A 25776-nucleotide genomic window follows, 5' to 3' on the forward strand; every position below is an offset into this window, starting at 1 on the left:
ACGGAGCCGCTCCCGACGACGGCGCCCGCGGCCTGGCGCGTCCGCCCCCGTTGGTAGCGTGGCCGCCATGAGCGTTCCTCCCTCTGGCCCGCCGGCCGGTCCGCCCGCCGGCTGGCCGCCGTCGGGCCGGCCGTCCGCCCGCCGCGCCGCCGTCGCCCCGAGCCTGCACGGGCACCCCGGCGCCCCCGGTGGCGTCCCCGCCGGCTGGCCCGGCCGCCGGCCCGCGGCCCGCCCCGCGCCGGACTGGACCCCGGGTCGGTTCCACTGGGGCGACGCCGTCGTGGTGCTCGTGTACGTGGCGCTCATGGTGCTCGGGCTGGGGCTGTGGCTGGCGGTGTCGCTCGGCCTGGTCCCCGGTGACCTCGAGGCGTTCGACCTGGTCCGCGACGGGTTCACGGTGAACATCGTCAGCTACGCGATCCTCGTGGTGCTCGTGCTGGCCGTGGCCTGGCGCCCGCTCGTGACGTCGCTGCGGGTGTTCCGCACGGGGACGTGGTGGAAGCTGTTGCTGCTGCCCGCCACGTGGCTGGCGTGCATCGTCGTGAACGTGATCGTGCTGAGCCTCATCGGGGAGGCGCAGACCAGCGCCAACCAGGCCGCGCTCGAGGAGATGACCACGCAGGCCCCGCCCGTGCTCATGATCCTCATGACCGTGGTGGCCGCCCCGCTCGTGGAGGAGTACCTGTTCCGCCACCTGCTGATCGGCAAGCTCTCCCGCTGGATCAACGTGTGGGTGTGCGCCGTGGTCTCCGTGCTCGCGTTCACACTCCTGCACTTCCTCGGCACCGGCGGCGACTTCCGGCTCGTGGAGACCGTCCCGTACCTGACCCTCGCGGTGGCGATCACGGTGTCCTACATCCTGATGGGCCGCTCGTTCGGGTACGCGGTGCTGCTGCACATGGTGAACAACGGCATCGCCATCGCGATGCTCTACCTCGTGGCCCCCCTGCTGCCGGACACGCTGCCCGGCCCCACTGCCCCGACCACGGCGCTGGCCCCGCTGCTGGCCCTGCTGGGCTGAGATGGCAGGACCCTCCGGCTCGACGGCGGCGCCCGCCCCGCAGGACGCGCGCGCCCTCACGCGGCGCATCCTCGCGCTCGCGGTCCCCGCGTTCGGCGCGCTCATCGCGGAGCCGCTGTTCCTGCTGGCCGACACCGCGATCATCGGGCACCTGGGCACGGCCCAGCTGGCCGGCGTCGGGATCGGCACCACCATCCTGCACACGCTCACCGGCCTCATGATCTTCCTGGCCTACGCCACCACCCCGGCGGTGGCCCGGCTGATCGGGGCGGGGAACCCGGCCGCCGCGATGGACCGCGGCCGCGACGGCATCTGGCTGGGCCTGCTGCTCGGCGCGGTGCTGGCCGTCCTCGGCTGGCTCGCGGCCCCCGCGCTGACGGCGGCCCTCGGCGCGACGGGCGAGGTGCAGGCCCACGCCGTCGCCTACCTGCGCTGGTCCATGCCGGGGCTGCCGGCCCTGCTGGCCGTGCTCGCGGCCACCGGGGTGCTCCGCGGCCTCCAGGACACCGTGACGCCGCTCGTGGTGGCGGGTGTGGGCTTCGGCGCGAACATCGGGCTGAACGTGGCCCTGGTGTACGGGCTGGGCTGGGGCGTAGCTGGCTCGGCCGTCGGTACGTCCGTGGTGCAGTGGGCGATGCTCGTGACATACCTGTTCGTGCTGGCCCCGCGCTTCCGCCGCTCGGGCACGGTGTGGGCGCCCCGTGCGTCGGGCATGCGCGCCACGGCCCAGGTGGGCTCGTGGCTGCTGCTGCGCACCGCGAGCCTGCGCGCGGCCATCCTCATCACCGTCATGGCCGCCGCCGGCGCGGGCGACCTCACCCTCGCCGCGCACCAGCTCGTCTTCACGCTGTTCTCCACGCTGGCGTTCGCCCTCGACGCCCTCGCGATCGCCGCGCAGGCCCTGATCGGCGCCGAGCTCGGGGCCGCCCGGCCGGATGCGGCCCGTCGCCTCACCCGGACGATGGTGCGCTGGGGGCTGGGCTTCGGCGTCGTGACCGGGGCCGTGCTGGCCCTGGCGGCACCGGTGCTGCCGGGGCTGTTCACCACGGACCCGACCGTGCAGGCCGCCGCCACCGTGGGCCTGTGGGTGCTGGCCGCCGGGCAGCCGGTGGCCGGGTACGTGTTCGTGCTGGACGGCGTGCTGATCGGCGCCGGCGACGCCCGCTACCTCGCCCTCGCCGGCCTCGTGAACCTCGTGGTCTACGCGCCGGCGCTCTGGGTGCTCGCGCAGCTCGCCACGGGCGGATTCGGCTGGACCGCGGCCTGGCCCGGACCGAACGCCGCCGTGCCCGACGCCGGCGTGCAGCTGGGCCTGCTCTGGCTCGGCTTCGCAGGGGTCTACATGGGGATGCGGGCGCTCACCCTCGGCTGGCGGGCCCGGCGCGACGACTGGATGCGGCTCGGCGTCGGGTGAGCGCGTCCGGGCGGTGACGCGCGGGCCGGGCCGCGGCCGCACTGCTCCTAGACTGGGGCGGTGGCTACCGTGCAGACCCCCCTCGAGATCTCGTCCGTGGTGTTCAAGCCGATCCTGATCCGCGCCGTGGTGGCGCTGGCGTTCGGTCTGACCACCGTGTTCGTCGCCGAGCCGGGCCTGACGTGGATGAAGGTCATGTTCGCGCTGTACCTGGCGTTCTCCGGTTCGGCGATGTGGGAGTACCTGCGCCGCGACCCGGTGCCCGTGGCCATGCGCTCCCCGCTGTCCCTGGCGGCGGCCGCGTGGATGCTCGGCGTGATCGTGCTGCTGTTCCTGGGGTCCCCGGCGGCGGTGGGCGTGGCGGCCGGCGCCGCCCTCGTGCTCGGCGGCGTCGCCGAGCTCGTGGCGTGGGCCCGCCACCGCCGCGAGTTCATCCCCGCGCGGGACCAGCTGTGGACCGGACTCGTGGGCCTGCTCTCCGGGGGCGGCGTGGTCGTGGCCGCCCTGCAGGGCTTCGGCCCGCACGCCCTGCTCGGCATCGCCGGCGGCGGGGCGATCCTGATCGGCGTGCTCCTGATGGTCTCCGGGCTCGGCTTCCACCACGAGGTGCGCCGGGACCGGGGCACGGCCAGGGGCCTCTGAACCGGGCCGACGTCGTCGTCCTGACCCGCGGGGCGGACGTTCGCCGGGGGAGGACCTCGGGGCCCCGAGGGGCCACCCGTCGGCCGGACGCGTAGACTGGCTCCGGTCCGCCGCGCCCCGAGGGCCTCAGCCCCGGGCGCCTGCGCGGGCCGTGTCGCCCCAGCCGCCCCCAGCCGTCAGGAGTCCCGCCGTGAGCGCACCGTCCCCCCGCCCGTCCGCCGATCGCGCCGGATCCGGCCGCCCGGCACGCGGCGGTCTGCGCACCACGGTCAAGGGCCCGCTCGTCTTCTCCGCCGTGCTCGGCCTGATCGGCGGGGTGATCGCCGGCATCACCGCCTCCGGCGGCACCCAGAATCCACTGCGCGTCGACATCGCGCTGATCGCCTTCGGCGTCTTCTTCATGACCTCGCTCGTGGTGGTGGCCATGCTGCAGCTCGCCGCGCGCGAGAACCCGGACCACCTCTCCCAGGGCTCCGGTGTGAACCGCTCCTCCGAGGAGATGTTCCGCAAGGCCGCCGCCGACCGCCGCGCCCAGGCCGCCGCCGAGCGCCGCGAGCAGGGCGGCACCGGAGGCGACGCCCCCCGCGCCTGAGCCCGGCGCCTCAGAACCCGAGGCTGCGTGCCTCCCGCCGCAGCGCGTCCGCCGAGGCGTGCAGCGCCCGCATCTCCGCGTCGTCCAGCTCGGGCTGGATCACGCGGGTGACGCCGTCGCGCCCCACCACGGACGGCATGGACAGGGCGACGTCCGAGAGCCCGTGGACGCCGTCGAGCACGGTGGAGACCGGCAGAATGGCGTGCTGGTCGCGCAGGATCGCCTCGAGCAGGCGGGTCGTGGCCACGCCGACCGCGTACGTGGTGGCGCCCTTGCCCTGGATCACCTCGTACGCGGCGTGCACCACGGTGTCCGCCACCTCGTCCAGGTCGGCGCGGGTGAACAGCGGGTCGACCGGCGTCGGCCACTCCAGGATGGGCGTCGGGCCGATGCGCGCCGAGCTCCACGCGGGGAACTCCGTGTCCCCGTGCTCGCCGAGGATGGCCGCGTGCACCGACGACGGGTGGACCTGCGCCCGCGACGCCAGCAGCCACCGCAGGCGGGACGTGTCCAGGAGGGTGCCCGAGCCGATCACCCGGCCGGCAGGCAGACCGGTGAGGCGCTGGGCCACCAGCGTGAGGACGTCCACGGGATTGGTGACGAGCACGATCAGCGCCTCCGGCGCGTGCGCCTGCACCTGGGGCAGCAGGCCGCGCAGGATCTCCACGTTGTGCGCGCCGAGGTCGAGGCGGGTCTGCCCCGGCTTCTGCTTGGCGCCGGCCGTGATCACCACGACCTCGCAGCCGGCCAGGACGTCCGGGTCCGCGCCGCCGGTCATCGCCGACGCGGAGGTGAACGGGGTGCCGTGGGCCAGGTCGAGGACCTCGGCGCGGACCTTGGGCTCGTCGATGTCGTACAGGGCGACCTCGCGGGCGACGCCGCGGATCAGCGCCGCATAGCAGATCGCCGTGCCGACGCCGCCGGCCCCCACGACGCCGACCTTGCGGTGGGCGGGTCCGAGGGACGCGGGGGCGGCGGGGGAGTGGGCGGGGGTGTGCTCGCTCATGCCTCGCAGGCTAGGGGTGTCCGGTCGGCCGACGGAACCACGAGGCCGCCCCGTCCCCCGGCGGGTGGGGCCGGGTCAGTCCTTCTTCTTGTCCGACTTCTTCTTGCCGGCCTTCTTCTCCGCCTTCTTGCGGGCCTTCTTCTCCGCCTTCCTGCGCTCCTTCTTCTCCTTCTTGGTCTCCCGGCGGGGCTCGTCGGCGGCGGCCTCGGAGTCCACGACGGCCTCCGGCGCCTCCGCCTCCTCCGGCCCGGCCGGATCCGCCGCGGGGGCGGACTCCGCCGCCTCGGCCAGCCGTGCCCGGTAGGAGCGCACGTGGGTGCGGTTGGCGCAGTTGGCCTCGTCGCAGAACCGCTTGGACCGGTTCCGGCTGGCGTCCACGAGCGCGTTCTCGCAGTCCTCGCCCTCGCACACGCGCAGGCGGGTCAGCTCGCCGTCCATCGCGGTCTCCGCCAGCGCGAGGGCGGCCATCGCGGCCAGCCGCTCCACCGCGTCGGCGGGGACCTGCGCCGGGGCCAGCCCGACGACGTCGCCCCCGGCCGTCAGCCGCAGCGGGCCGGCCGCGGCGAGGAGGGCGTTCACGCGCTCCACGGCGGCCGCCTCGTCCCCGGCGGCGAGGGCCCAGACCTCGGCCAGACGGCCGCGGAGCTCGCGGCCACGCACGGCCGCGGCGGCGGCCAGGCGGAGGCGGACCTCGTCCTCCTGGAGCTCAGGGACGAGGGAGGGCAGCTGCGTGGCGGCGGTGAACCGTTCGTCGGCCGGCTGACCGCCCCGCAGGCCGGGGGCGGTGTTCAGGAACGCGGCCAGGGAGGCGAGGCGGGAGAGCGTCGGCGCGGAGAGCATGGGGAAAGCGTACGGCGGGTCCGCCCTCCCGTCACCGGCTTCACGCCGCGTATCGGGTGGCCTCCGGCGCCGTCCCGTCCAGTACCCTGACCCCCACGGACCCCGTCTGCGCGGCGGGGTGCACCCACGGGGCCGGAGGGGCCCCCGAACCAGCACAGGAGACCTCCATGTCCCAGACCTCCCAGGCGACCGGTCGCCTCTCCGCCGGGCACGTCATCGTCAAGACCCTCGAGTCCCACGGCGTGAAGCGCGTCTACTCCGTGCCGGGCGAGTCCTACCTGGACGTCCTGGACGGCCTGTACGACTCGGGCATCGAGAACGTGGTGTGCCGCCACGAGGGCGGCGCCACGTACATGGCCGAGGCCGACGGCAAGATGAACGTGGTCCCCGGCGTCGCCATGGTGACGCGCGGCCCGGGCGCCGCGAACGCCCACGTCGGCCTGCACACCGCGTGGCAGGACTCGACGGCGCTCGTGCTGTTCGTCGGCCTGATCCCGTTCGAGCACCGCGACCGCGAGGCCTTCCAGGAGTTCGACCCGCACGCCTGGTTCGGCACCGGTGCGAAGCGCGTGATGGTCCTGGACCACCCGGAGCGCGCCTCCGAGATCGTGGCCGAGGCCATGTTCGCCGCCAGCTCGGGCCGGCCCGGGCCCGTCGTCGTCGGCCTGCCGGAGGATGTGATCCGCCAGGAGATCGACGCGCACCTGCACCCGCAGATCCCCGTGGCCCCGGGCGGCATGACCGTGGAGGACTGGAAGTCCCTGCACGCCGCGCTCAAGGAGTCCCGCAAGCCGCTGTTCATCACCGGTGGCAACGACTGGACGGACGAGGGTGCGCAGACCCTGACGACGTGGCTGGAGGAGCACAAGATCCCCGCCGCCGCCGAGTGGCGCACCGAGGGCACCGTGCCGTTCTCCTCGCCGTCCTACGTGGGCCCGATCGGCTACGGTCGCCCGAAGCCGACCTACGACATGCTCGAGGAGACCGACCTCATCGTGTTCGTCGGCACCGTGCCGGGCGACGTCGTGACCAACGGCTTCACCATCCGCCAGAACTGGGACAAGAAGAACTTCCTGGTCACCATCGACCCGTCCCTGCGCGGCCGCTCCGGCCCCGTGTCCCACCAGATCGTGGCCAAGCCGGACGTGTTCATCCGCGACCTCGTCCGCATGGAGCTCGAGGTCAAGCCGGAGTGGGAGGAGTGGACCTCCCGCATGCGCGGCGAGCAGGAGAAGTTCGCGGCCCTGCCCCCGGCCGAGCCGTCCGAGGGTCAGGCGAAGATGGCCACCCTCATGGCCAACCTGGTGCCGAAGCTGCCGAAGGACTCGATGATCTCCCTCGGCGCGGGCGAGCACACCAACTGGGCGCACCGGTACTTCCCGACCGAGGGCTACCGCGCCATGATCTCGGCCCGCAACGGCTCCATGGGCTACTCGGTGCCGGGCGCCGTGGCCGCGTCCCTGAACTTCCCGGACCGCACCGTGGTGACCATCGCCGGCGACGGCGAGTTCCTCATGAACGGTCAGGAGCTGGCGACCGCCGCGCAGTACGGCGCGAAGCCCCTCGTGATCGTCATGGACAACCAGGAGTACGGCACCATCCGCACCCATCAGGAGCGCGAGTACCCCGAGCGCGTCTCCGGCACCCAGCTGAAGAACCCCGACTTCGCCGCCATGGCCCAGGCGTTCGGCGGCTTCGGGGTGCGCGTGGAGCGGGACGCGGACGTGCCGGCGGCCGTGGACGCGGCGCTCAAGGCGGTCCAGGAGGAGGGCCGGTTCGCGCTCATCCACCTGATCGTGGAGCAGCGCGTCAAGGCCTACTGAGGCCGGCGGCGCGGTCCCCGCCGTCCCTCCGGTCAGGCCGCCGTCGTGGGGACGTCGAAGCGCAGCTGGGGCACGGGGAAGGGCGCACCGTCGAGGTCCGCCTCGACCCGGTCCCGCAGCACGCCCCCGCACGCACGGATCGTGGCCACGGAGGCGGTGTTCGTCTCGTCGCACGTGAGCAGGGCGGCGGGCACCCCGCGTGCGGCCAGCAGCGTCAGGGCGCCGCGCAGCAGCCGCGCGGCGTGGCCCCGCCGCCGGAACGCGGGGCGCACCGCATAGCCCACGTGTCCGTTGACGTGCCGCAGCGCCTCGTTCAGCTCCCACCGCACGGACACCCGGCCCACCAGATGGCCCGCCTCGTCCACGCCCACGTAGAAGGAGGCGGGCACGCGGCCGGGTTCGACGTCGCCGCGCGCCTCGGCGGCGAACGCGCGGCGGATCGCGGGGAAGGAGCGGGTGCCGGCCATCAGGAAGTCGAACCCCTCCCGATGCAGCTCGGCGTCCGCCTCGCGCGCCGCGATCTCGTCCGCGGCGCGCAGCGGGCGCAGCAGGAGGCCGTCCACGGTGACGGTGGGGCTGGGGTCCGGGAGCATGTGCCGAGTGTACGAGGGGGGACGCCGGGCGCGGCCGCGTGAGCCACCCGCCGCCCCAGCCCTCCTCCCCTCCCCACCCCCGCGCCGTGAGCCAGACGTTTCGGTCGTGATCAGCCCCTGATTGCAGCCGAAACGTCTGCCTCGCGGCACAGCCCCCGGGCCGCCGCGCCCCCCACGACACGAGCAGGGGTGACGTGGATCACGTTCGAGGCTAGGGTGTGGGGACCGACGATCGCCCATCCCCAGGAGGTCGCAATGACCGTGCCGTCCTCGTCGGCGGAGCATGCGCCCGCGCTCGAGGCTCGCCCCGAGATGCCGGGCGAGACCCTGTCCCGCGTCGCCATGACGTCCGCGGCGCTCGAGCTGATCCGCCGACTCCTCCCGATCCATGGCCCGCTCATGTTCCACCAGTCCGGCGGCTGCTGCGACGGGTCCGCGCCCATGTGCTATCCCGCCGGCGACTTCACGACCGGCGCCGCCGACGTCCTGCTGGGCACCTTCGCGCTGCCGGCCGAGGGGGACCAGGCCGCCGTGGAGATCCCGTTCTGGATGTCCGCCGCCCAGTTCGAATACTGGAAGCACACCCACCTCACCCTGGACGTGGTGGACGGGCGCGGCTCCGGCTTCTCCGTCGAGGCCCCCGAGGGCAAGCGGTTCCTGATCCGCTCGCGGTTGATGGCAGGCTCGGGATGAGCTCGACCCTCGCCACCGGCGCCTACCGACGCGCCGTGGACCGGGCCCACGAGTCCCTCGCCGCGGTCCGCCTGTCGCTCGCGCCGTCGTCGCCCACCGCTCCGGCCGGCGCAGACCAGGGCCTGCGCGCCGCCCTGCAGGGGCTGCGGCGAGAGGTCCGTGAGTCCTGGCTGCGCTCCCTCGGCGCCCTCACCCCCGCGGTACCCGGCCAGACCGACCCGGCCACCCTCTCCGACGACGACCTCGCCGCCGCCCGCCGAGACCAGCGCCTCGCCGTGGCCCTGCCGGTGGTCCGCCGCATGCTCATCCACCCCGCGGCCGAGGCCGGGATGCTCGCCGCGATCGGCAACGCGCGCGGCCACCTGCTGTGGGTCGAGGGCGACCGGACCGCGGTGCGCCACGCCGAGACCATGGGCTTCGTGGCGGGCGCCGACTGGTCCGAGGCGTCCATGGGCACCTCCGCCCCCGGCATCGTCCTCGCGACCGGCGCCCCCACGCAGGTCAGCCGCGGCGAGCACCTGAGCCCGCGCGTGCACCCGTGGAGCTGTTCGGCCGTCCCGCTCACGGACCCGGCCACCGGGCGGCTCGTCGGGGTCCTGGACCTCACGGGCGGGGAGGACGCCGTCAGCCACCTCGCCCTGCCGCTGCTCCAGGCCACCGTGGACGCCGTGCACGCCGCCTGGCGGGACCTGCCCGCCCCGTCCCGGGGCCGTCCCCGCGGCACCGCCCCGACGCCGGGCCCCTCGGCTCCGCCGTCCGCCTCGCCGGGGCCGAGCCCCGCCGCCGCGCCGCACCGCCACGACGCCGCCGCGGGCCTGTTGCGCGTCACCGGCCACCTGCCGCCCACGCTGGACGGGGTCGAGCTCACCGGCCGGCACGCCGAGATCCTCACCCTCCTCGCGTGGCACGGCCCGGGCCTGACCGGCGCCGAGCTCGAGGTCGCGCTGTATCCGGAGGAGACCGCCGGGCCCCGGCCCGCGCCGGGCGATTCCCCCGCCCGCGCCATCTCGCTGCGCGCCGAGGTGCATCGACTCCGCCGGGCGCTGCGGGACGTGGGGGCGCCGGTGGCACTGCTGTCCCGGCCGTACCGGCTCGTGGGGGAGGTGCACGCGGACCTGCTGTGCGCGCGGGAGGCGCTGCGCGCCGGGGATCTGGACCGTGCGCTGCACGCGGCGGCCGGGCCGGTGCTGCCGCGGTCGGCGTCCCCCGGTGTCGCCTCGATCCGCGCGGAGCTGGGGGAGGCGCTGCGCGAGGCCGTCGCCCAGGACGCGGATGTCGAACAGCTCTGGGCCTACCTGGGCCGCCCCGAGGCCCGCGACGACGTCGAGCTCTGGGGCGCCGCCCTGCGTCTGCTGCCGGCGGACTCGCCGCGGCGGGCGCTCGCCGTGGCCACGCTCGAGCGGATCGAGCGGGACCTGGCCTGACCCGGCCCGCCCCTCACCCGCGCCCGGCTGCAACCTCCGTGCAACATCCTTGTGACTAGGGTCACAGCCACGGCAGGGCGCCACCGGCGCCGAGGCAACCGCAGGCAAAGGAGCCAGCACCATGACCGTCTACGCATTCCCCGGCACCGAGGGCGCCAAGGTCGAGTTCAAGTCCCGCTACGAGCACTTCATCGGAGGAGAGTGGACACCCCCGGTCAAGGGCCAGTACTTCGAGAACGTCACGCCCGTGACGGGCAAGGTGTTCTGCGAGGTCGCCCGCGGCACGGCCGAGGACATCGACGTCGCCCTCGACGCCGCCTGGAAGGCCGCCCCGGCCTGGGGCGCCACCTCGGCGGCCGAGCGTGCGCTCGTGCTGCACCGCATCGCGGACCGCATGGAGGAGAACCTCGAGATGCTGGCGGTCGCGGAGACCTGGGACAACGGCAAGGCCGTCCGGGAGACCCTCAACGCGGACCTGCCGCTGGCCATCGACCACTTCCGGTACTTCGCCGGCGCGATCCGCGCGCAGGAGGGCGGCCTGTCCCAGGTGGACGAGGACACCGTCGCCTACCACTTCCACGAGCCGCTCGGCGTGGTCGGCCAGATCATCCCGTGGAACTTCCCGCTGCTGATGGGGGTGTGGAAGCTGGCGCCCGCGCTGGCCGCGGGCAACGCCGTCGTGATCAAGCCCGCCGAGCAGACGCCGGCCTCGATCATGGTGTTCATCGAGCTGATCGCGGACCTGCTGCCGGCCGGCGTCGTCAACGTGGTCAACGGCTTCGGCCTCGAGGCCGGCAAGCCGCTCGCGCAGTCGCCGCGCATCCGCAAGATCGCGTTCACGGGTGAGACGACGACGGGCCGGCTGATCATGCAGTACGCCTCGGAGAACATCATCCCGGTGACCCTGGAGCTGGGCGGCAAGTCGCCCAACGTCTTCTTCGAGGACGTCATGGCGGCCGACGACGCCTACTGGGACAAGGCGCAGGAGGGCTTCACCCTGTTCGCGCTGAACCAGGGCGAGGTCTGCACGTGCCCGTCGCGGGCGCTCGTGCAGGAGTCGATCGCGGAGAAGTTCCTCGACGCCGTCGTGGAGCGGACCTCGCGCATCGTGACCGGCAACCCCCTCGACACGGACATGATGATGGGCGCCCAGGCCTCCAACGACCAGCTCGAGAAGATCACGTCCTACCTGGACATCGGCCGGCAGGAGGGCGCCGAGGTGCTGATCGGCGGCGCCCGCGCCGAGATGGAGGGCGAACTGTCCGGCGGCTACTACGTGCAGCCCACGATCTTCCGCGGGGACAACTCGATGCGCATCTTCCAGGAGGAGATCTTCGGGCCGGTGGTCTCGACGACCACGTTCACCGACTTCGACGACGCCATGCGGATCGCCAACGACACGCTCTACGGGCTCGGCGCCGGCGTGTGGTCCCGGAACGGCAACACCGCCTATCGCGCGGGCCGGGCGATCCAGGCCGGTCGCGTGTGGGTGAACAACTACCACGCCTACCCGGCCCACGCCGCGTTCGGCGGGTACAAGTCCTCCGGCATCGGCCGCGAGAACCACCTGATGATGCTCGACCACTACCAGCAGACCAAGAACCTGCTCGTCTCCTACTCCGAGGACAAGCTCGGGTTCTTCTGAGCCGGTGCCGGCACCGCACGACCCCCCTCCCCACTCCACGAAAGGTGATCCCCATGACCACGATGAAGGCAGCCGTCGTCACCCAGTTCGGCACAGAGGCCGACGTCACGGAGGTCGAGCGCCCGACGCCCGGCCAGCACCAAGCGCTCGTGAAGCTCATCTCCTCGGGCGTCTGCCACACGGACCTGCACGCGATGGAGGGTGACTGGCCGGTGAAGCCGACCCCGCCGTTCATCCCGGGCCACGAGGGCGTGGGCATCGTCGAGGAGGTCGGACCCGACGTCGAGAACCTCAAGGTCGGGGACATGGTCGGCAACGCGTGGCTGTGGGGCGCGTGCGGCCACTGCCAGTACTGCCGCACCGGGTGGGAGACCCTGTGCGAGGAGCAGATCAACGGCGGCTACTCCATGAACGGATCCTTCGGCGAGTACATGCTCGTGGACGCCCGCTACGCGCCCCTGATCCCCGAGGGCGCGGACCCGATGGAGGTCGGCCCGATCCTGTGCGCCGGCGTCACGGTGTACAAGGGGCTGAAGCAGACCGAGGTGCGGCCCGGGCAGTGGGTCGTGATCTCCGGCATCGGCGGCCTGGGGCACATCGCGGTGCAGTACGCCGTGGCGATGGGCATGCGCGTGGTGGCCGTGGACGTCGCGGACGACAAGCTGGCGCTCGCCTCCCGGCACGGCGCGGAGCTGACCGTGAACGCGAACGTCGCGGACCCCTCCGTGGAGATCCAGGAGAAGATCGGCGGCGCCCACGGCGTGCTCGTCACGGCCGTGCACCCGCAGGCGTTCGGCCAGGCCATCGCGATGACCCGCCGCGGCGGCACCATCGTGTTCAACGGCCTGCCCCCGGGCGACTTCCCCGCGCCGATCTTCGACATCGTCCTCAAGGGCCTGACCATCCGCGGCTCGATCGTGGGCACCCGGCAGGACATGGTCGAGGCACTCGAGTTCTACGAGGCCGGGAAGATCCACCCGACGTTCCACACCCGCCCGCTCACCGAGATCAACGACGTGTTCGACGAGATGCGCCACGGCAAGATCGAGGGCCGCGTCGTCATCGACTACGCGATGCAGGACTGACGTGTCGCCTGGGCGTCGGCTGGGCGCGGGGTAGTATCGACACATCACGCGCACCAGTGCGACGGCGGTCGTCCCGCCCGGAGACCCGGGCCGGGGCGGCCGCCGTCGTCGTCGCGGGGACGGGGCGGGCCGCAGCGATTCCGGTGCGCGAGCCTCAGCAGGCCGCGGCCGGGGCGACGCCGTCGCGCAGCCACTCCAGCGTGGCCGGCCAGAAGGTCGGCGCGAACCGCGCGTGGAACAGTCCGAAGTGCCCGATCTCCGCGACACCGAGCTCCTCCGGCCGCACCCGCCAGCGCACCGTCTGCCGACCCGGCGAGTAGGCGTCCGCGCGGTCGAGGGCGGCGTCGGTGCCGAAGTCGTCGTCCACGGGCGCCACGATCAGCGCGTCCGCCGTGAACGCGGCCAGACGACGGCGCAGCTCGTCCCGGCCGGCGCCGGTGCGGGCGCTCGCGGTGAAGTCGCGGCGACTGCGCGCCCAGTCCAGGGCGACCCCGCGCGGCAGGTCCTCGAGCCAGCCGAGCCGCCGCCCCGGGAAGTGCCCGCGGGCCAGCGTGATCGCCGGCATCGCCGCGTGCCACCGCGCCCACATCCGTGCACGCCCCGGCCGCGCCCGGTAGTCCCGCCAGTGGGCGTGCTGCCCGCCCACGGCCACGTGCCGGGCCACATGCCGCGCCTCGTCCGCGAGCCCGATGCCGAACCCGCCGTAGCTGTGGCCCACCGTCAGGAGGGGGCCGGGCAGGCGCGTCCGGGCCCAGCCGAGCACGGCGTCCGCGTCGAGGGCGCCCCAGTCCGCCCACCGCGCCCGCCGCGCCACGGCGAACGGCTCACGGGACTCCCCGACGCCCCGGTAGTCGAACGTGACCGCGTGGAACCCGTGGCCGGCGAGGAACTCCGCGTAGCGCCGGTAGTACGTGGCCTTCACCCCGGTCGCCGAGGCGATCACCACCGCGCCGGCGGGCCGGGCCGGGGGCGTCGTCGTCGTGGGGGCGAAGTGGCGGGCCGCGAGCACGAAGCCGTCGCGGGCGCGGAGGCGCACGGGGGTGGAGGTGGTCTGCGTCACGCCGCCACCCTAGGCGCGGGGCGGCGCGACCTGCGACACAGACCTGCGACACAATGGGCCCATGACTGAGACCCCCCAGAGCTCGTCCGGCCAGAGCCGGGACGAGATCCTCGCCCGCCTCGAGGAGATCTACGCGAACGACCCCGCGGTGCGCGAGCACGGCGTCACCCTCGGCGAGGTGGCCGAGGGGCGCGTGGTGCTGCACCGCGACGTCACCGCGGACATGGTGAACTCCCACGAGATCTGCCACGGCGGCTTCCTGTTCCACCTCGCGGACTCGGCGCTGGCGTACTGCGTGGCGACCTTCGGCGCCGCCCCCGTCACCCGGCGCGCCGAGATCACCTACGTGGCGCCCGCCAGGCTCGGCGCGCACCTCGTGGCGACCGCCCGCCAGTCGGTGGAGTTCGGCCGCGACCGCATGATCGAGGTCGGCATCGAGGCGGACGGCCAGCTCGTCGCCTGGTTCACCGGCCACTCCACGAGCCCGCGGGTGCACGCGTGAGCGCCGGGCAGGACGCGACGACGGCCGGGCCGGTCGTCGAGTCGGTGGAGCTGCACGTGGCCGCGGGGGCGGAGGCGGCGTTCGAGGCCGCCGTCGCCGAGGCCGAGCCGCTGTTCCGGGACAAGGGCGCGACGTCCTTCGCGCTGTCCCGGCAGGTGGAGGACCCGGCGCGCTACCGGCTGCTGATCGGCTGGCGCACGCTCGAGGACCACACCGTGGCCTTCCGCGAGTCCGACGCGTTCCTCGCGTGGCGGGCGCTCGTCACCCCGCACCTGGCGCAGCTGCCGGCCGCGACCCACTGGTCCGCCGTCTGACCCCCGCACCCCCCGTTTTCGTTCGGGAAACGGCGGTCCCCGGCGCGTTTTCGTTCGAGAAACGGCGCGAGGGCCGACCGTTTCCCGAACGAAAGTGCCCGACACGCCGCCGTTTCCCGAACGAAAGTGCCGACTGAGACGCGGTCGGTTCAGAGGTGACGGCCGGCCAACCGCGTGAGGCTCGACTGGATGCCCCGCCCGTTGTCCGCCGGCACCCGCAGCAGCTCGTACGCGCGGCGCACGGCCGGCCGGGCCCACGAGTAGTCGAAGGTCTCGGTGACCTCGGTGGTGCCGTCCCCGTTGTCCCGGAACGCCCAGCGCCACCGGTGTCTGCCCGGGTGGGCCCACTCCACGAGCTCGTCCTCGTCCACGGCGGTGGCGGTCAGCGTCATCGTGTACGGCACCCCGTACTTTCGCATGGCCACGCGGAACCGGTCGCCCACGGCCAGCCGGTGCGGCCCGCTCACCTTCGGCCGCACGGTCCCGGATCCGTCCGCCTCGTGATGGCGGTGCGGGTCCGCAAGCATCGCCCACAGCTCGTGCGCCGGCGCGGCCACGGTGACCCGGTAGGACACCTGGTGCTCGCCGGTCTCCACGCGCTCGGGCCACGCCGCCTGCGGGGCGGCCTGCGGCAGCCCGGACGACGACGGCGCGGCGGCGGACTCGGTCTCGGGGGTGGCGGACGAGGGGGTCGGCTCGGTGCTCATGCCGCCCAGTCTAGGAACCGCCGCGGACACCGGAAGCGGAGGCGACGGCACCCCTCGGCGGGACACCACAGGACTCTTGCCGGGGGCCCGCCCCGGGCCTAGGGTCAGGTCATGGGCGCATGGGGCAGAAACGTCTTCCAGAACGACACCGCGCTGGACATCGTGGACGAGGTCCTCGACGGCACCTTCGACCTGGACGAGTTCCGCAAGAACTTCCGTCGCGACGAGGACGAGGGCCACCTGACCGCGAGCCAGGGCGCCGCACTCCTCACCCTCGGGGCGCTCGTGCGGATCGCCCGGAACGAGGACCACGCGGACCTCGAGGCCCTGCTCGAGCACGCGGAGACGGACGAGGTGGACCTCACCGCCTTCATCGACCAGTTCTCGGACGAGGACGTCGAGACCCTGCGCGAGCTGATCGGCGTGGTCATCCGCGAGCCCTCCTGCTCCGAGCTCTACCAGCTCTGGGAGGAGTCCGGGGAGCTCGAGCAGTGGCTCGAGTACTCCCGCGAATGCCTGCCCTGACCGGCCGGCCGGGCCGGGGTGGACCCGGCCCGCGCTCGGCCCCGCCCCGGCTCAGCGCGCGTAGCGGGTGAGCCGCAGCGAGTTCAGCACCACGAGCACGCTCGAGGCCGCCATCGCGCCGCCGGCGATCATCGGGTTGAGCAGGCCCAGGGCCGCGACCGGGATGCCGAGCACGTTGTAGAGGAACGCCCAGAACAGGTTCATCCGGATGATCCCCAGGGTGCGGCGGCTCAGGTCGAGCGCCTGGACCACCTGGTGCAGGTCGTCGCCCATCACGGTGATCTGCGCGGCCTCGCGGGCCACGTCCGTCCCCGAGCCCATGGCGATGCCCATGTCCGCCGCGGCGAGCGCCGGGGCGTCGTTGACGCCGTCGCCCACCATGGCCACCACGGCGCCCTCGGACTGCAGGCGCGTCACCACGTCCACCTTGTCCTCGGGGCGCACGCCGGCCACCACGTCCTCGGCCGGGATCCCGACGGCCTCCGCCACCTGGGCGGCGACGGCGGCGTTGTCGCCGGTCACCAGCAGCGGGCGCAGGCCCATCTGCCGCAGGCGGGCGATCGCGTCGGCGGAGGTGTCCTTCACGGTGTCCCGGACGGACAGGACGCCCGCCACGCGGCCGCCGACCGCGACCCACACGGCCGTGGCGCCGGCCTGCTCCGCGGCCTCGAACGCGGCCCGGTGCTCGGCGGGGATGCCGCCGTCGAGGGCGGTCTCGAGGACGGAGCCGCGGCCGACGGCCACGCGGACCGGATCCGGGCCGGCGGCGCCGTGCGCGCCGGAGCCGGGTGCGCCGTCGTCGTGGGGGAGGGCGACCAGCCCGGACACGCCGCCGCCGGCCGTGGAGGCGAAGTCCGCCACGCCGGGCACGGTCAGGCCACGCTCCTCGGCGCCGGCCACGATCGCGCGGGCGATCGGGTGCTCGGACCCGCGCTCGACGGCGGCCGCCAGGGTCAGCAGGACGTCGGCGGCCTGGTCCGGCGCCGTTTCGTCAACGAAAGCGCTCCGGGAGGCGCCCGTTTCGGCCACGAAAGCGGGGTCGAGGACGAGCACGTCCGCCAGCGCCATGCGGCCCTCGGTCACGGTGCCGGTCTTGTCCAGCACGATCGTGTCCACGGTGCGCGAGTCCTCGAGCACCTCGGGGCCGCGGATGAGGATGCCCAGCTGCGCGGCGCGGCCGGTGCCGGCCAGCAGGCCGACCGGGGTCGCCAGGCCGAGGGCGCACGGGCACGCGATCACGAGCACGGCCACGCCGGCGCGCAGCGCGGACGGCAGGTCGCCGGTCACGATCATCCACACCGCGAAGGTCAGCACGGCGATCCCGAGCACGATCGGCACGAACACGGCGGAGATGCGGTCGGCCAACCGGGCCACGCGCGCCTTGCCGGTCTGCGCCTCGGAGACGAGCCGCCCCATCTGGGCGAGCGTCGTGTCCGAGCCGACCCGCGTCGCGCGGGCCACGAGCCGGCCCGAGGTGTTCAGGGTGGCGCCGGTGAGGGCGTCCCCGGGGCCGACCTCCACGGGCACGGACTCGCCGGTGAGCAGGGAAGCGTCCACGGCCGAGGTGCCCTCGAGCACCTCGGCGTCCGTGGGCACCTTCTCGCCGGGGCGGATCAGCACGACGTCGCCCGGCGCGAGGGACTCGGCGGGCACCGTGCGCTCGTCGTGGGTCTCGGGGTCGTAGAGGGTGGCCTGGGCCGCGCCCAGGTCCAGGAGGGCCCGCAGCGCGGCGCCGGCCTCCCGCTTGGCGCGGGCCTCGAGCCAGCGGCCCAGCAGCAGGAACGTGGTGATGACCGCGGCCGTCTCGAAGTACAGGCTGTGGTGGGCCATCTCCGCCATGGTCCCGCCCACGTGGGCGGTCATGTCCGGCGCCAGGATCAGCTCCACGGCCGAGAAGGAGAAGGAGACGAGCACGCCCAGGGACACGAGGGTGTCCATCGTGGACGAGCCGTGCCGGGCCGCGCGGAACGCCGCCGAGTGGAACGGCCACGCCGCCCACAGCGCCACGGGCGCCGCCAGGGCGAACGCGACCCAGCCCCAGTGCGGGAACTGCAGCGCCGGGACCATGGAGATCAGCACGAGCGGCACCGTCAGCACCGCCGCGCCGATCAGGCGCGGTGTGAGCACGTCCTCACTCGGACCGTGGGCCATGTGGTCGTGGTGGTCCACGCCGTCATGGTCCGCGGCATGCTCCTCGCCGTGCTCCTCGCCGTGCTCCTCGCCGTGCTCGGAGGTGTGCGCGTGCCCGGCGTGTCCGGCGTGTCCGGCCGGCGGGGCGGGACGGCGCACGGTGGCGCCGTACCCGGCCTTCTCGACGGCGGCCACGAGCTCCTCGTCCGACACGCCGGCGGGCGCGGTGACGGTCGCCTGTTCGAGCGGCAGGTTCACGGACGCCGTGACGCCCTCGAGCTTGCCCAGCTTGCGCTCGACGCGGCCCACGCACGAGGCGCAGGTCATGCCGGTGACGTCCAGGTCGACGCGGCGGGTGGTCTCGGACTGCGGGCCGGCCGGGGTGGAGGAGGCGGGGTGGGTCATGGGGTCAGGCCTCCACCAGCGTGTAGCCGGCCTCCTCGACGGCGGCGCGCGCGGCGGCGGGGTCGAGGGGGCCCTCGGAGGTGACGGTGGCGGTGGACACGCCCCCGGCGTTCAGGTCCACGTCCACGGCGGAGACGCCGGCGATCTCGCCGAGCTCCTCCCGGACGGAGGCGGCGCAGTGGCCGCAGGTCATGCCGGTGATCTTCAGGTCGGTGGTGGTCATCTCGTGCTCCTCGTGCGGTGGTGGGTGGGCGACGGCGCCGGTCAGCGCAGCAGGCGGCCGAGGGCGGCCGTCGCCTCGGCGACCTTCTCGTCGATGAGCTCGGTGCGGCCTTCCGCCTCGGCCTGCACCGCGGCCTCCGCCACGCAGTGACGCAGGTGCTCCGAGGTGAGATTCAGGCTGAGGGACTGCAGCGCCTTCGTGACGGCGGCGACCTGCGTGAGGACGTCGATGCAGTACACGTCCTCGTCCACCATGCGGTGGAGGCCGCGCACCTGCCCCTCGATGCGGCGCAGTCGCGCCAGGTGCTTCGCCTTGTCCCGGTGGACCTCGTGCGGGGGCCGGTGGCCGTCGCAGGCATCCGCCGCGGCGGACGGAAGGGGCGAGGCGGCGGCGGGCGCCGTCGTCGTGCTGTCCGTGCTCATACCCCCGTTCTATACCCCAGGGGGGTATGGGTCAAGGGGTCGGCCGACGCGGGTGCCCTCCTCCGGCAGCGGGGTGGCGGCTTCGCCCAGATCGGCGATCAGGCCGCGGACCTCCAGGTCCAGGGCGTCGCGCACGCCGCGCACCTGCTCGAGGCTCATGCCGCGGATCGACGGCACGGACCACTTCTGCACCTGCGCGCCCTCGGGGATCTCGAACGGATCCGCGCCGTCGAAGAGCACCACGATCTCGGCGGCCCGGAGCACGTCCGGGTCCAGGCCCTTGGTGTACGTGTGGTGCAGCGGGATGCCGATCTCGTTCATCGCCTCGAACGCGGTGGAGATGACCTCGCCGGCGGGCTCCGTGCCGGCCGAGCGGGCCCTGACCTCGCCGTGGGTGCGGTTCTCGAGCAGGGCCGCGGCCATCTGCGAGCGGCCGGCGTTGCCGTGGCAGACGAACAGCACACGCGGGTGGCGGGACTCGATGCTGCCCTGGTTGATCGCCCTGGCGCGCAGGCGCGAGGCGGCATGCTGCACCGAGATGGTCGGCAGCATCTCCGGGTGGCGGCTCGTCTCGGCGAGCTCGGCGTAGGAGTCGAACAGGAGCTGACGCACCGTCGCCTCGTCGGCCACGCCGGGGAAGCGCGCCATCAGCGGCCCGACCTCGCGCTCGAGCACGTGCGCGGCCATCCCGTGCGGCACGGGGTCCACCGCGGCGGGGATGTCCGGCGCGGCCGTCGTGTCCAGCGGCATGTCGTCCACCGCCGGTGCGTGATCGGCGTGGGGGTCCGGGGGGATGGGGGTCATGGTGCGAGTCCTCCGGGGAAGGCGGTCGGCTGAACGCGAGGTGAACGGGTGCCCCCACCCTGCGACGTCGGGTGTGCCGGCGCAAGCCTTGACGGGATCCCTCCGCGCCCGACGACGCTGCTCGCCGCCGTCGTCGGGGCGGTGGCCGACGCCCGGGCCCGGAGCGGGGGTCCGCCGAGGTGGGAGAGAATGGGGGCCATGTCTGTCCGCTCCCTGCTCCCGGACCTCGGCGCCCCCGCGACCGGGGCCCCCGAGGCCGCCGTCCCCCCGTTCGCCCGGGCGGTGCTGTGGGCGCACGGGGACGACGCGTGGCGGGGCGAGGGCGGCTGGACCGTGCTCCTGGACGGCACCGACCGGCTCCGCCGACTCTCCGCGCTGTGGCAGACCGCCGTCGCCGGGCGACCGGACCCGACGGCCCCGCTGCGGGGCTGGATCTCCTCGACCTTCGCCGACGACTCGCCTGAGCCCGCGGTCCTGCGCATCCCCGCGGATCTGCGCCGCGCCACGCCGTCCGGCGTGCGGGACGTGGCCCAGCACGTGGACGCGGACGCGCTCGCAGCCGCCGTCGCCGCGGACCGCGGAGCCCGGCTGCTGGCCGACGGTGCGGTGCCCCTGCCCGCCGGCGTCGCCGACCGTGCCTGGGACGACGCCGGCTACGCGGCCGGGGTGCGCGAGCTGCTGACGCGGATGGCCGACTCGGGCGGGGAGCTGGCGAAGGTCGTGATCAGCCGCACGATGACCGTCCCCGCGGACGACGCCGACCTGTGGCGGGCGATCGGGGAGCTGCGCCGCGAGTACCCGCAGACCTGGGTGTTCGCCGTCGGCGGGCTGCTGGGCGCCACGCCCGAGGTCCTCGCCACGCGGCACGCGGGGCTCGTGGGCTCGCGGGTGCTGGCGGGGTCCATGCCGCGCGGCGCGGACGAGGAGGAGGACGCCGCGCTGCGGGAGCGGCTGGCCTCTGATCCGCGGCTGGCGGAGGAGCATCGCTGGGCCGCGCGGTCGGTGCTGGACGCGCTGGCGCCCGTCGTCGACCTCGCCGATGACGACCCCGCGCCCACCGTCCTGACCCTGCCGAACGTGCACCACCTGGCCACGTCCGTGCGCGGCCGGCTGCGGGATGGGCGGGGGACCGTGCTGGACGTGGTGGCCGCGCTGCATCCGACGGCGGCCGTCGGCGGGACCCCCACGCCGGACGCGGTGCGGGTGATCGCGGAGGTCGAGCCCGTGGACCGCGGCCGCTACGCCGGGCCGGTCGGGTGGCTGGATCAGGACGGCGACGGCGAGATCGCCCTGGCACTGCGCTGCGGCCAGCAGGTGCCCGGCGGGGTGCGGCTGCAGGCCGGGGGCGGGATGGTCCCGGGAGCGGTGCCCGAGGAGGAGGTCACGGAGATCCGGGCCAAGTTCCTGCCGATGCGCCGAGCGCTGGGCGTCGCCGAGGACTGAGGCCTCCCGTGCCGGTCGCGCTTTCGTTCGGGAAATGGCGGCGTGTCGCGGTGCTTTCGTTCGGGAAATGGCGCCGCACGCCGGATTCGCGTGGGCGGCGATGGAACGGCGCCCAGGAGCGGAGGTGCCGGATGGCCTCATCAGCAAGGAGCAGTAACGCCGTTTCCCGAACGAAAGCGTCCTGGGGCCCGCCGTTTCCAGAACGAAAGCGTCCTGGGGCCCGCCGTTTCCCGAACGAAAGCGTCTGGGACGCGAGAAGACCCGCCGGCCACGGCCCCTCGCGGGGCGGGCCGACGGGTCTTCGCGTCGGTGTGGGGGATCAGGCGGCGACGGCCATGGCCTCGTGGGCCGGCGTCGTGGCCTGGAGGCGGCGGGTGGCCTCGCGCTCGGCGAGGGCCGGCAGGAAGGTGGTGATGCGGGCGCCGCGCTTGAGGTCGGCGACGACCTCGCGGACGACCGAGCGGACGGTCTCGGCGGTGACGGTGCCCTCGAAGCGGCGGAGGAGGGTCTCCTCGACGCGCTGGAGCACGTGGCGCTGCATGAGGGGGCTCGGGGCGGTGGGCAGGTGGTGGCTGGTCGTGTTGATGCTCACGGTGAGCACCTCCTTCGGTTGCCGGACCACGAGTCCGGCGGATCGTCGCGGCGGGGCCGCGGGTGATGAGTTCGGTGGAGTCCCGACCTCGCGTTCCGTAAACGCTAGGTGAACTGCTTGTGAACAAGTTTACAGATTTCCTCCCAGAGTGCAACTCCGTGTTCACCAACGTGACCTGAGGCACTCCGCCACACATGCCTGGATGGCGCAAAATCAGCGCAATCATGCGGTTTTCGGATCGAGGTGCCACGAGCGGCAGGCGAACAGCAAGATGAACAGAAGGTGAACGGCACCGTTCATCTTGGCTCCCTGCCCCTCCGCCCGGTCCGGTGCGAGGCTGGGACCATGCGCCCCGACCGCCACTCCGCCCCGACCTCCGCGGCCGCCCTCGCCCGCGAGGCCGTGATCCTCGCCGGTGCCGGTGCGGCGATCCTGCTCCAGGTGGCGCACCGGCCGGTGGGGGCCGGCGTCGCCGTCCACTCCCGGTTCACCGAGGACCCGATGCGCCGGCTCCGCCACACGCTCGCCTACATCTACGCGGTCACCCTCCCCGAGGCCGCGCCGTTGCGCGACGCGGTCGTCGACCGGGTGCGGGCGGCGCACCGCCCGGTCCGCGGGCTCGACGCCGGAGGCCACCCCTACGACGCCGCCGACCCGGACGCCCAGCTCTGGGTGGCCGCCACCCTCTATGCGATGGGGGAGCAGGTGCGCCGCCGGATGTGGGGCGCCCTCGACGCCGAGGACGCCGACCGCCTCTACCGCGGGTACGCCCCGCTCGCCACGAGCCTCGAGGTCCCCGCCTCCGCCTGGCCGGTCGACCGCGCAGCGTTTGCGGACTACTGGGACGACCGGGTGGCCCGGCTCGAGGTCACGGACGACGCGCGGCGGGTCGCCGCCGACCTGTTCTCCGGCCAGGGCGTCCCCGCGCCGCTGCGGGCGGCTATGCCCCTGGCCCGGTTCGTCACCGCCGGTCTCCTCCCAGGCCGCGTGCGCGCCGGCCTCGGCTGGTCCTGGACTGGGCGGGACTCCGTCCGGGAGGCACGCCTCTGGGGGCTGGCGCGCACCCTGTACCGGCCGCTGCCGGCGACGGTGCGCGGCGTCGTCGTCCGCTGGGTCCTGCGGGGGCTGCCCCGGATGCCGGAGCTGGGCGACGCCGTCGCCGTGAGAGCGACCCGCCGCGATGTCCGCTCCGTCTGGGAGAATGGTGGCGATGTCTGACTACCAGCCCCGCCGCCCCGGATCGAAGTCCACCCCGAACCGCCAGAGGGACCGCGCCGGAAAGCCGGCCCTCGGCCGCCCCGAGCGCGGCCTGATCGACGAGTCCGAGGCGCGCCAGCTCGCCGAGGACCGGGAGCGCATGCGCCGCGCCGGCGTCGGCCACCAGCTCTCCGCGCCCAAGCGCCGCGAGGCCGCCACCGCCGAGCGGCCCCAGGTGATGCCGAAGACCGAGGGCTGGACCCAGCCGATGGGCCCGGACGGCCGACCGCAGCTGCAGTTCAAGCAGCCGCGCGTCTCCCAACCGCCCACCCACCTGGCCGACCTCACGCTGAAGGAGCGGCAGGAGAAGGCCAAGGAGATCGGGCTGCCCGCGTTCCGTGCCAAGCAGCTCTCGGTGCACTACTTCGAGCACTACACCACCGATCCGGAGCAGATGACGGACCTGCCCAAGGACAAGCGGGAGGCGATCGCGGAGGCGTTCTTCCCGCCGCTGCTCACCGAGGTCCGGCGCATGGAGACCGACCGCGGGGACACCGTCAAATTCCTGTGGCGGCTGTTCGACGGCGCGCTCGTGGAGTCCGTGCTGATGCGGTACCCCGGTCGCGTGACGCTGTGCGTGTCCAGCCAGGCCGGCTGCGGCATGAACTGCCCGTTCTGCGCCACGGGCCAGGCCGGGCTGACCCGCAACATGTCCACGGCGGAGATCGTGGAGCAGATCGTGCTGGCCAACCAGGTGATCGCCCAGGGCGGGCTGGGCGGCAAGCGCAAGGACGGCGGGCACGACGCCGACCGCGTCACCAACGTCGTGTTCATGGGCATGGGCGAGCCCCTGGCCAACTACAAGCGCGTGATGGCCGCCGTGCACCGCATGGTGGACCCCTCGCCCGAGGGCCTGGGGATGTCCGCGCGGAACATCACGCTGTCCACCGTGGGCCTGGTGCCGGCCATCCGAAAGCTGGCCGAGGAGGGCGTGCCGCTGACGTTCGCGCTGTCCCTGCACGCGCCGGACGACGAGCTGCGCGACGAGCTGATCCCGGTGAACTCGCGCTGGAAGGCAGACGAGGCGATCGACGCCGCGTACGACTACTTCGTGGCCACCGGCCGCCGGGTGTCCATCGAGTACGCGCTCATCAAGGACATGAACGACCACGCGTGGCGTGCCGACCTGCTGGCCAAGAAGCTCAACGCCCGTGGCAAGGGCTGGGTGCACGTGAACCCGATCCCGCTGAACCCGACGCCGGGCTCCATCTGGACGGCCTCGGAGAAGGACGTGACGCGCGAGTTCGTGGACCGGCTCAACGCCGCCGGCATCCCCACCACCCTGCGCGACACCCGCGGCAAGGAGATCGACGGCGCGTGCGGCCAGCTGGCGGCCGAGGACGTCGACTGACCTGTCGAGGTCTCCTGCGCGGCGCTCGCCGGCCCGTCCGCGGATGAGCCGCGGGGCCGGCGTCGGGAAGCGCCGTCAGAAGCGAACGGTCTCGCTGTCGCCCGGCTCGGCGGTCCCGCCGGTGACCTTGGCCTTCACCATCTCGACGGCGGTGGCCACCGCGCCCGGGGACTCCCAGAACTGGGCGGTGTTCACGTCCACGCGCACGAGCACGATCTGCGGATCCTCGGGGCTCGAGCCCTCACCGAAGAACGCCTCGGTGGCGGAGTTCCAGAACTCCTTCTTGCGGGCGTCGTCGCGGACGAGCTGACCGTGGCCCGCGAGGGAGGCCCAGAAGTCCTTGTCCTGGACGGCGACGTTGACCGGGCGCTGCGGGGCGTCCGCGGCGACGTCGGAGGTGGAGCGCGTCATGAACCAGAGCGTGCCGCCGTCCTCGGCCTGCTGCAGGCCCATCGGGCGGGTGACGAGCGTGCCGTCCGCCTCGGCGGTGGTCAGCATGCAGACGTGCACCTTCGCGAGCTTCTCGAGCAGATGGGTGCGGGGATCCTGGGTGCCCATGGCGTGACTCCTTCGTCGTCGGGTGCCGGCGCCCTGATGCGGCCACCGGCTCGTCGAACCGACCCTAGGCCCGACCGGCCGGGTCCTGACCAGCGCTCAGCGGCGCACAGCCGCGGCGATCCAGTCGACGGCGAGGGCGTAGCCCTGGACGCCCGCCCCGGCGATCACGACGTCGGCGACGGCGGAGACGTGCGAGTGGTGTCGGAACGCCTCGCGCCGGTGGACGTTGGAGATGTGCACCTCGGCGATCGGCCGGTCGACGGCGGCGAGGGCGTCGCGGATCGCGATGGAGGTGTGCGAGTACGCGGCGGGGTTGATGAGGACGCCAGCGTGGGAGGTGCGGGCCTCCTGGATCCAGTCGATGAGCTCGCCCTCGTGGTTGGACTGTCGGAAGTCCACGGTCAGCCCGTGCTCGGCCGCGCGGGCCTCGGTGAGCGCACGGACGTCGTCGAGGGTGGCCGTGCCGTAGACCTCGGGCTCGCGGGTGCCGAGCAGGTTCAGGTTGGGGCCGTTGAGCACGAGCAGGGGCAGGGCGGTAGTGGCGGTCATGCGGTCAGTCTAGGAAGCGACGACGACGGCTCCCGTCTCGGCCACGACAGTGCGTGGAAGGCGCCCGTTTCCCGAACGAAAGTGCCGGGACACGCCGCCGTTTCCCGAACGAAAGCGGGGTGGGGCGGAATAGGTGCCGCGGGGCGTCCGTTGTGG

Annotated in this window: 27 protein-coding genes; 15 read left to right on the forward strand and 12 right to left on the reverse strand. The window is 73.9% G+C overall.

The features are described 5' to 3' along the window. Nucleotides 1–67 precede the first annotated feature (67 nt). From NR072_RS07050 to NR072_RS07065, 4 genes are all read left to right on the forward strand, one after another. Complete coding sequence (locus tag NR072_RS07050; protein WP_036317511.1) at nt 68–1021, forward strand: CPBP family intramembrane glutamic endopeptidase; 954 nt, start codon at nt 68–70, stop codon at nt 1019–1021. A 1-nt stretch (nt 1022) separates the two neighbouring features. Further along, nucleotides 1023–2435 (forward strand): MATE family efflux transporter, encoded by a 1413-nt coding sequence (locus NR072_RS07055; RefSeq protein ID WP_069942010.1) that lies wholly within the window; start codon nt 1023–1025, stop codon nt 2433–2435. Nucleotides 2436–2495: 60 nt separating this feature from the next. After that, entirely contained in the window at nt 2496–3077 is a 582-nt protein-coding gene (locus tag NR072_RS07060) for a hypothetical protein (RefSeq protein ID WP_010079963.1), read from the forward strand. A 190-nt stretch (nt 3078–3267) separates the two neighbouring features. Continuing rightward, entirely contained in the window at nt 3268–3669 is a 402-nt protein-coding gene (locus NR072_RS07065) for a hypothetical protein (protein ID WP_049144854.1), read from the forward strand. 10 nt (nt 3670–3679) lie between these two features. On the opposite strand, the gene NR072_RS07070 is transcribed toward NR072_RS07065, so the two are convergent. Both NR072_RS07070 and NR072_RS07075 read right to left on the reverse strand, forming a co-directional pair. Then, nucleotides 3680–4675, reverse strand: coding sequence for an L-lactate dehydrogenase (locus tag NR072_RS07070; RefSeq protein WP_069942011.1), 996 nt, complete (start codon nt 4673–4675; stop codon nt 3680–3682). A 75-nt stretch (nt 4676–4750) separates the two neighbouring features. After that, nucleotides 4751–5515, reverse strand: a complete 765-nt coding sequence (locus NR072_RS07075) for a CGNR zinc finger domain-containing protein (protein WP_069942012.1) — start codon at nt 5513–5515, stop codon at nt 4751–4753. A 167-nt stretch (nt 5516–5682) separates the two neighbouring features. Between NR072_RS07075 and NR072_RS07080 the strand changes: the two genes are divergently transcribed. Beyond that, nucleotides 5683–7338 (forward strand): thiamine pyrophosphate-dependent enzyme, encoded by a 1656-nt coding sequence (locus tag NR072_RS07080; RefSeq protein ID WP_049144858.1) that lies wholly within the window; start codon nt 5683–5685, stop codon nt 7336–7338. A gap of 32 nt (nt 7339–7370) precedes the next feature. On the opposite strand, the gene NR072_RS07085 is transcribed toward NR072_RS07080, so the two are convergent. Then, nucleotides 7371–7931, reverse strand: coding sequence for a GNAT family N-acetyltransferase (locus NR072_RS07085; protein ID WP_041103409.1), 561 nt, complete (start codon nt 7929–7931; stop codon nt 7371–7373). Between the two features lie 255 nt (nt 7932–8186). Between NR072_RS07085 and NR072_RS07090 the strand changes: the two genes are divergently transcribed. The 4 genes from NR072_RS07090 to adhP all read left to right on the forward strand — a co-directional run bounded on the left by NR072_RS07090 (nt 8187) and on the right by adhP (nt 12778). Then, complete coding sequence (locus NR072_RS07090) at nt 8187–8624, forward strand: DUF779 domain-containing protein (protein WP_010079970.1); 438 nt, start codon at nt 8187–8189, stop codon at nt 8622–8624. Beyond that, nucleotides 8621–10048 carry a helix-turn-helix domain-containing protein gene (locus NR072_RS07095; RefSeq protein WP_036316757.1) on the forward strand — a complete coding sequence of 476 codons (1428 nt, stop codon included), beginning with the start codon at nt 8621–8623 and terminating at the stop codon, nt 10046–10048. Before NR072_RS07090 ends, NR072_RS07095 begins: the two co-directional genes overlap by 4 nt. 121 nt (nt 10049–10169) lie before the next feature. Then, entirely contained in the window at nt 10170–11693 is a 1524-nt protein-coding gene (locus NR072_RS07100) for an aldehyde dehydrogenase family protein (RefSeq protein WP_256836644.1), read from the forward strand. A gap of 53 nt (nt 11694–11746) precedes the next feature. Beyond that, entirely contained in the window at nt 11747–12778 is a 1032-nt protein-coding gene (adhP, locus tag NR072_RS07105; protein WP_192593772.1) for an alcohol dehydrogenase AdhP, read from the forward strand. A gap of 154 nt (nt 12779–12932) precedes the next feature. Here the strand turns inward: adhP and NR072_RS07110 are convergent, their stop codons facing one another. Beyond that, nucleotides 12933–13838 (reverse strand): alpha/beta fold hydrolase, encoded by a 906-nt coding sequence (locus NR072_RS07110; RefSeq protein ID WP_256836645.1) that lies wholly within the window; start codon nt 13836–13838, stop codon nt 12933–12935. A 61-nt stretch (nt 13839–13899) separates the two neighbouring features. On the opposite strand from NR072_RS07110, the gene NR072_RS07115 reads away from it, so the two are divergent. Further along, nucleotides 13900–14340, forward strand: coding sequence for a hotdog fold thioesterase (locus tag NR072_RS07115; protein ID WP_020624653.1), 441 nt, complete (start codon nt 13900–13902; stop codon nt 14338–14340). Continuing rightward, nucleotides 14337–14654, forward strand: a complete 318-nt coding sequence (locus NR072_RS07120; RefSeq protein ID WP_256836647.1) for an antibiotic biosynthesis monooxygenase — start codon at nt 14337–14339, stop codon at nt 14652–14654. Before NR072_RS07115 ends, NR072_RS07120 begins: the two co-directional genes overlap by 4 nt. Nucleotides 14655–14803: 149 nt before the next feature. Here NR072_RS07120 and NR072_RS07125 read toward each other — a convergent pair whose 3' ends face one another. After that, complete coding sequence (locus NR072_RS07125; RefSeq protein ID WP_061866782.1) at nt 14804–15361, reverse strand: SRPBCC family protein; 558 nt, start codon at nt 15359–15361, stop codon at nt 14804–14806. A 111-nt stretch (nt 15362–15472) separates the two neighbouring features. Between NR072_RS07125 and NR072_RS07130 the strand changes: the two genes are divergently transcribed. Then, entirely contained in the window at nt 15473–15886 is a 414-nt protein-coding gene (locus NR072_RS07130) for a DUF4259 domain-containing protein (RefSeq protein ID WP_036316745.1), read from the forward strand. Between the two features lie 51 nt (nt 15887–15937). Here the strand turns inward: NR072_RS07130 and NR072_RS07135 are convergent, their stop codons facing one another. From NR072_RS07135 to NR072_RS07150, 4 genes are read right to left on the reverse strand one after another with little or no spacing between them, the layout of a single operon-like run. Next, on the reverse strand, nt 15938–18421 hold the full coding sequence (locus NR072_RS07135) for a cation-translocating P-type ATPase (protein ID WP_159228204.1): 2484 nt from the start codon (nt 18419–18421) through the stop codon (nt 15938–15940). A gap of 4 nt (nt 18422–18425) precedes the next feature. Next, a complete protein-coding gene (locus NR072_RS07140) occupies nt 18426–18644 on the reverse strand; it encodes a heavy-metal-associated domain-containing protein (protein ID WP_036339566.1) in 219 nt (72 codons plus the stop codon). Between the two features lie 41 nt (nt 18645–18685). Beyond that, nucleotides 18686–19066 carry a metal-sensitive transcriptional regulator gene (locus tag NR072_RS07145; RefSeq protein WP_002856860.1) on the reverse strand — a complete coding sequence of 127 codons (381 nt, stop codon included), beginning with the start codon at nt 19064–19066 and terminating at the stop codon, nt 18686–18688. 9 nt (nt 19067–19075) lie between these two features. After that, a complete protein-coding gene (locus NR072_RS07150) occupies nt 19076–19870 on the reverse strand; it encodes a low molecular weight phosphatase family protein (RefSeq protein WP_063188819.1) in 795 nt (264 codons plus the stop codon). Between the two features lie 198 nt (nt 19871–20068). Between NR072_RS07150 and NR072_RS07155 the strand changes: the two genes are divergently transcribed. Further along, a complete protein-coding gene (locus NR072_RS07155; protein WP_036316739.1) occupies nt 20069–21313 on the forward strand; it encodes an isochorismate synthase MenF in 1245 nt (414 codons plus the stop codon). A 319-nt stretch (nt 21314–21632) separates the two neighbouring features. Here the strand turns inward: NR072_RS07155 and NR072_RS07160 are convergent, their stop codons facing one another. Next, on the reverse strand, nt 21633–21905 hold the full coding sequence (locus NR072_RS07160; protein WP_223247481.1) for a three-helix bundle dimerization domain-containing protein: 273 nt from the start codon (nt 21903–21905) through the stop codon (nt 21633–21635). A gap of 345 nt (nt 21906–22250) precedes the next feature. Between NR072_RS07160 and NR072_RS07165 the strand changes: the two genes are divergently transcribed. Further along, a complete protein-coding gene (locus NR072_RS07165) occupies nt 22251–23123 on the forward strand; it encodes an oxygenase MpaB family protein (protein WP_036316734.1) in 873 nt (290 codons plus the stop codon). Next, entirely contained in the window at nt 23116–24513 is a 1398-nt protein-coding gene (gene rlmN, locus NR072_RS07170; RefSeq protein ID WP_036316732.1) for a 23S rRNA (adenine(2503)-C(2))-methyltransferase RlmN, read from the forward strand. The genes NR072_RS07165 and rlmN overlap by 8 nt, the downstream gene beginning before the upstream one ends. A 75-nt stretch (nt 24514–24588) precedes the next feature. Here rlmN and NR072_RS07175 read toward each other — a convergent pair whose 3' ends face one another. After that, entirely contained in the window at nt 24589–25071 is a 483-nt protein-coding gene (locus tag NR072_RS07175) for a pyridoxamine 5'-phosphate oxidase family protein (RefSeq protein ID WP_036316730.1), read from the reverse strand. Nucleotides 25072–25167: 96 nt separating this feature from the next. Further along, nucleotides 25168–25620 carry a type II 3-dehydroquinate dehydratase gene (aroQ, locus tag NR072_RS07180; RefSeq protein ID WP_256836653.1) on the reverse strand — a complete coding sequence of 151 codons (453 nt, stop codon included), beginning with the start codon at nt 25618–25620 and terminating at the stop codon, nt 25168–25170. Between the last annotated feature and the right edge of the window lie 156 nt (nt 25621–25776).

The sequence above is a fragment of the Micrococcus sp. Mcc89 genome (assembly GCF_024519795.1).
Lineage (GTDB): Bacteria > Actinomycetota > Actinomycetes > Actinomycetales > Micrococcaceae > Micrococcus > Micrococcus luteus.